The organism is Streptomyces sp. SBT349 (assembly GCF_001083795.1).
Classification (GTDB): domain Bacteria; phylum Actinomycetota; class Actinomycetes; order Streptomycetales; family Streptomycetaceae; genus Streptomyces.
Window position 1 is genome coordinate 1 of the sequence record NZ_LAVK01000462.1, and the last position, 6202, is coordinate 6202.

Consider the following 6202-nt stretch of genomic DNA (forward strand, 5'->3'; position numbering starts at 1 on the left):
CACCAACACCACCCGATCAGCCCCCGGCACCACCTCACCCACCACGGTGTCCGACCCCAACACCACCGCCCGCCGACCCAACGCCGCCCGACCCACCGCCAGCGACCACCCCACATCCACCGACGGCACCACACCCCGCACGCGCTCCACCTGAGCGTGCAACGCCCCCTCGTCCGCACCCGACACCACCAACGGCACGACGGGAAGGGACGAGAGAGGAACGGTCGGCGCCTCCGCCGGTTCGGCGGGAGCCTCGACTATGACGTGCGCGTTCGTCCCACTCACGCCGAACGAGGAGACGCCCGCACGGCGCGGACGGCCGGTGTCGGGCCACTCCACCGACTCGCTCAGCAGCCGCACCGCACCCGCGTCCCAGTCCACGTGCGGCGACGGCCGGTCCACATGCAACGTGCGCGGCAGGACCCCGTGCCGCATCGCCTGCACCATCTTGATCACACCACCCACACCCGCCGCCGCCTGGGCGTGCCCGATGTTCGACTTCAACGACCCCAGCCACAACGGCCGTTCACCCTCCCGGCCCTGGCCGTAGGTGGCGAGCAACGCCTGCGCCTCGATCGGATCACCCAGCGTCGTGCCCGTGCCATGCGCCTCCACCACGTCCACCTCAGCGGCCGACACCCCCGCACCCGCCAACGCGGCCCGGATCACCCGCTGCTGCGCCAACCCACTCGGCGCGGTCAGCCCGTTGCTCGCGCCGTCCTGATTGACCGCGCTCCCCCGCACCACCGCCAGCACCCGATGACCGTTGCGCCGCGCATCGGAAAGCCGCTCCAGCAGCAGCACCCCGACACCCTCGGCCCAGCCCGTCCCATCCGCCCCGGCGCCGAACGCCTTGCACCGCCCGTCGGCCGAAAGACCGCGCTGCCTGCTGAACTCCACGAACATCCCCGGCGTGGACATCACCGTCACACCACCGGCCAGCGCCATCGCGCACTCGCCGGTCCGCAGCGACTGCGCCGCCAGATGCAGCGCCACCAGCGACGAGGAGCACGCCGTGTCCACCGTCACCGCGGGCCCCTCAAGCCCGAAGGCGTAGGCGACACGTCCGGACGCGACGCTCGGGGTGATCCCGGTCAGCCGGTGTCCGCCGATGTCATCGGTGGACTCGTGCAGGCGCGGGCCGTAGTCCTGCGCGGTCGCGCCGACGAAGACGCCGATGTCCGTCCCGCGCAGGGACAGCGGGTCGATGCCCGCCCGCTCGAAGGTCTCCCACGAGGTCTCCAGCAGCAACCGCTGCTGCGGATCCATCGCCAGGGCCTCACGCGGCGAGATCCCGAACAACTCCGCGTCGAAGTCCCCNACCACCAGCCGCCACAGATCCTCCGGCGACCCCACCCCACCCGGATAACGGCAGCCCATCGACACGATCGCCACCGGCTCGCCGGGGTCGGCGGCAGGCGCGTCCGCGCCCGGGACCGTGACCGTGCGCGGGCCGCGGGCCAGGTACGCCGCGAGCGCGGCCGGGGTCGGGTAGTCGAACAGAACGGTGCTGGGCAGCGGGTGCTCGGCCACGTCCCGGAGCCGGTCGCGCAGCTCGACGGCCATGAAGGAGTCGAAGCCCAGGTCGCGGAAGGTGGTGCCGTCGGCCACGGCGTCCGCCGAGGCGTGACCGAGAACGGCCGCGGCCTCCTGCCGGACGCGGGTCAGCGGGTCAACGCCGCCGGGCACGTGGTGCGTTGGCCCGGCGGGGTCGACCTCAACGACCTCGACGACCTCGCCGACCCCGGGGACCGCGTCAACCCCGTCAGCCGCGTCCGGCACCTCGGCGTCGAGCCAGTACCGCTCCCGCTGGAACGCGTAGGTGGGCAGCGGCACTCGCCGGGCGGCGCGCCCGTCGGTGACATCGGCGAAGGGGAAGGCGGACCAGTGGATCCGGTGGCCGCGCGTGTGCAGCCGGGCGGCTGCCGCGGCAGCCGTCTCCGGTTCCGGCTGGTCGGCCCGGAGCAGCGGAACGAACGCCGTCCCCGGGTCGTCGGGAACGCACGCGCGCCCCATGGCGGACAGCACGGCGCCGGGGCCGAGTTCGAGGAAGGTCCGCGCGCCCCGGGCATGGGCATGGCGTAGCCCGTCGGCGAACCGGACGGGCTGCCTGGCCTGGTCGACCCAGTAGTCGGGCGTGCGGAGGGCGTCCGGGTCCGCGGCCTCGCCGGTCACGTTGGAGATCAGTGGCAGCCGGGGGGTGTGGAAGGTCAGCCCGCGCGCCACCTCGCCGAACTCCGCCAGCATTCCGTCGAGGTGCGGGGAGTGGAAGGCGTGCGAGGTCGTCAGCCGCCTGGTCCTGCGTCCGCGCTCCCTCCAGTGCGCGGCGATCCGGGCGACGGCGTCGGCGTCCCCGGAAACGACGACGGCGTCGGGGCCGTTGACCGCCGCGAGCGCCACCCGCTCGCCGAGTCCGGCGAGCGTGGTCCTCATCTCGCTCTCCGAGGTCTCGACCGCGACCATGGCACCGTCGTCGCGCTGCGCCTGCATCAGGCGCCCGCGGGCGGTGACCAGCGCGGCGGCGTCGGTGAGGGAGAGAACGCCGGCGGCGTGCGCGGCGGCGATCTCGCCGACCGAGTGGCCCAGCAGGGCGTCGGGGCGGACGCCCCAGGAGACGACCAGGTGGAACAGCGCCGTTTCGAGGGCGAACAGCGCGGGCTGGGCGTAGGCGGTCTGCTGAAGGATGTCGGGGCGCTCGGCGATCACCCGCCGCACGGGCTCGGGGAGATGGCGGTCGACCTCGCCGCAGGCGGCGTCGTAGGCGGCGCGGAACGTCGCCGAGGTCTCGCGCAGCGCCAGCCCCATCCCGGCGCGCTGGCTGCCCTGCCCCGAGAACAGCAGGCCAAGGCCGCCGGGGCCCGTACGGTCGGCGGTGTCGGTGACCAGGCCCGGCGCGGGGCGCCCCTCGGCGAGGGCGGTGATCGCCTCGAGGGCGCGGCCCGGGTCGGTGGCCACCAGGGCGGCCCGGTGCGGCAGATGGGTGCGGGCGGTGGCCAGGGTGTGGGCGACGTCTCCGGCCAACTGCCCGGGGTGGGCGGTCAGATGCGCGGCCAGGCGCGCCGCCTGGTCCCGCAGCGCCTGCGGCGACGCCGCCGACAGCAGCCACGGCAGGGCACGCCCGGACTCGTTCCGTTCGCCCGTGTCCCGCTCGCCGGGGTCCCACGCGCCCACCACCACATGGCAGTTGACGCCCCCCATGCCGAAGGAGCTGACGCCGGCCACCGGGAGCCGCTCGTCGTCGCCCAGCGGGGTGGGCGCCGTGGGCACGCGGAGGTTGAGCGCGTCGAGGGGGATGTCGGGGTGCGGGGCACGGAAGTTGAGGCTGGGCGGGATCTCCCGGTGGCGCAGGGAGAGCAGGACCTTGAGCAGGCCCGCGATCCCCGCGGCGCCCTCCAGGTGGCCGATGTTCGTCTTGACCGAGCCAACGGGCAAGGACGCCCCCGCGAAGCGCGCCGCGCCGAGAACGGCGCCGAGCGCCGCGGCCTCGACGGGGTCCCCCGCCCGGGTGCCGGTGCCGTGCAGTTCGACATAGCCGACGTCGGCCGGGTCCACGCCCGCCCGCCGGTGCGCCAGCGCGATGCAGTCCTCCTGGGCGCGCTGCCGGGGAAGGGTGAGCCCCTCGCCCCCGCCGTCGTTGTTGACGGCACTGCCGTGGATGACGCCGTGGACGGCGTCGCCGTCGGCGAGGGCCGCGGCCAACGGCTTGAGAACGACGAGGCCGCCGCCCTCGCCCCGCACATAGCCGTTGGCGCGCTCGTCGAAGGTGTGGCAGAGGCCGTCGGGTGACAGGGCGCCGAAGGCGCGGACGCCGAGGGCGCCCTCCTCCGCGAGGTTCAGGTGCACGCCGCCGGCGAGGGCGACGGTCGACTCCCCGGCGCGCAGGCTCAGGCACGCCTGGTGGACGGCGACCAGGGAGGACGACTGACCGGTGTCGATGGACATGCTGGGGCCGTCGAGGCCCAGGGTGTGCGAGAGCCGGTTGGCGATCATGCCGCGGTGCAGGCCGGTCACGGTGTGGTGGGTGATCGCCCCGGTGCCGCGGCGGTGCAGGAGGGCGGCGTAGTCGTCCGCGTCGGCGCCGACGAAGACGCCGACGCTGCCGCCGCCCAGCGCGGCGGGGGTGATGCCCGCGTTCTCCAGAGCCTCCCAGCCGAGCTCCAGCATGAGCCTCTGCTGCGGGTCGAGCATCGCCGCCTCGCGCGGCGAGACGCCGAAGAACGCGGCGTCGAACCGGTCCGGCGCCGCCAGGTAGCCACCGGGGCCCAACTCGGGCCGGTCGTCAGGGGCGGGACCGATGGCGCTGAGGCCCTGGCGCAGCAGCCGCCACAGCTCGTCCGGATCCTGTGCCCGCGGCAGGCGGCAGGCCAGCCCCACGACAGCGATCGCGTCCGGCGAGAAGGCGTGCGCGCCCATGGCAGGGCTGCCCGACGTAACGGTCACGTGTTCCCCCGTATGACCTCACGTTTGTGCTGCCCGAGTGGTCCCTCGGGCAGGATCTGTCCAGCATCCTAACCGGGTTCGCCAAAGGCCGATCTGACGAGGTGTCCGCGGTTGACGCTCCGCGCGGTAGGGACGGCGGGGCCGTCGAGGGCGACGAGGGCTGCACCGCGGGCCACTCGGGCGGCAACACCGCCCCGGGCGTCATCGAGCTCGACCGAGAGGAACGGCCGCCGGTCCGCGGGGTTCGCGGACCGGCGGCCTTCACCTGCCGGAGGGCGGGGCGTCAGTCGCCGATGGTGCAGGCGTCCCCGTTGAGGGTGTACCGGCTGGGCGTGCCGGTGTCGCCCGTGTGGTCGGCCAGGAAGCCGAGGGTCACGGCGGCCCCCGGCGCGATGGTCCCGTTGTGCGGGGCGTTGCGGGCGGTGACCATGTCGCCGCCCTGGAAGAGGTCGGTGTTCCAGTCCGAGACGACGGTCTGCCCCCTGCGCAGGGGGAAGGTGAGCGACCAGCCCTCGATCGGGACGGTGCCGGTGTTGGTGACGGTGAGGTCGACGGTCATGCCGCCGCCCCACACCTCGGTGGTGTGGTCGATCCGGCACGTCGGCGCGACCTGGTCGAACGAGACGCGGTGCAGCCCGCCGGGCAGGTCGTTGACGACGTAGAACTCGCCCTCCACGGTGGTCCCGACGGCGGTGACCTGGGTGGGGAACTCCCCGATCTCCGCCTGGAGGTAGCCGCCCGCGCCGTCCTCGCGCAGCGCCCACACGGTGGAGGAGCAGTAGTCGGTGGCGATGTAGGTGCCCCCGACCAGGTCCGCGAACTGCTCGCCGCGGTACACCTGCCCGCCGATGACGGCGCAGCCGCCGGTCTGCGGGGAGTAGGTGAAGACCGGCTCGGTGTACTCGGCGCCCGGCGCGCACTGGGTCTCGTCGAACACCTCGAAGCCCTCGTAGCAGGACCAGCCGAGGTTCGCACCGGCCTGCTCGCCGGGCTTCAGGTGGTTGATCTCCTCCCAGCGGCCCTGGCCGACGTCGCCGACCCAGAGCGAGCCGTCCGCGGGGTCGACGGAGAACTTCCAGGGGTTGCGCCCCCCGTAGACCCAGATCTCCTCGCGGGCGCCCTCGACGCCGACGAACGGGTTGTCCTCGGGCACGCAGTAGGCGAGGTCTCCGCAGCTCCGGCTGACGTCGACGCGCACGATCTTGCCGAGCAGCGTGTCCAGCCGCTGTCCGGTGTCGAAGGGGTCTCCGGCGCTGCCGCCGTCGCCGATGCTCAGGTACAGGTAGCCGTCGGTGCCGAAGGTGATCTGGCCGCCGTTGTGGTTGGCGTGCTCGGCGTGCTCCTGGGCCAGCAGGGGCTCCAGGGCGGCGTCCGCGAGGCTGTAGCGGGCGAGGGTCACCGCGCCGTCGGGCAGCGCGGTGTAGGCGAGGTAGACGTCCTGGGTGGCGGCGAAGTCGGGGGCGAGGGCGATGCCGAGCAGTCCCCGTTCGTTGCCCGACTCGTCCACGGCCGGGGTGATGTCGAGGAGCGGGGCCGCCGCGAGGCCGGTGTCCGGGTGGTAGACGCGGACGGTGCCGCTCTTCTCGGTGATGAACAGCCGCTCGCTCCCGTCGTCGGGGGCGGCGATGGCGGTGGGGCGCCTCAGTCCCGAGGCGACCTGGGTGGCGGTGGCGGAGAGCTCCTCCAACGGCACGGAGGAGGTCTCGGCGGAGGGCTCCGCGGGGGTGCCCGACGCGGTGTCCGCGGGGGCCTCACCGGCGGC

2 protein-coding genes and 1 pseudogene are annotated in these 6202 nt (G+C 74.1%); all 3 read right to left on the minus strand.

Features of this window, described 5'->3' with window-relative positions; translation table 11 throughout:
• A partial coding sequence (locus ADY01_RS41115; RefSeq protein WP_234320506.1) for a type I polyketide synthase occupies window positions 1-1320 on the minus strand: 1320 nt, incomplete at both ends.
• A gap of 1 nt (window position 1321) precedes the next feature.
• Window positions 1322-4413: pseudogene (locus ADY01_RS32810) on the minus strand (beta-ketoacyl synthase N-terminal-like domain-containing protein); the annotation flags it as partial.
• A gap of 310 nt (window positions 4414-4723) precedes the next feature.
• On the minus strand, window positions 4724-6202 hold a 1479-nt coding region (locus tag ADY01_RS32815; RefSeq protein WP_049580392.1), incomplete at its 5' end, for a PQQ-dependent sugar dehydrogenase.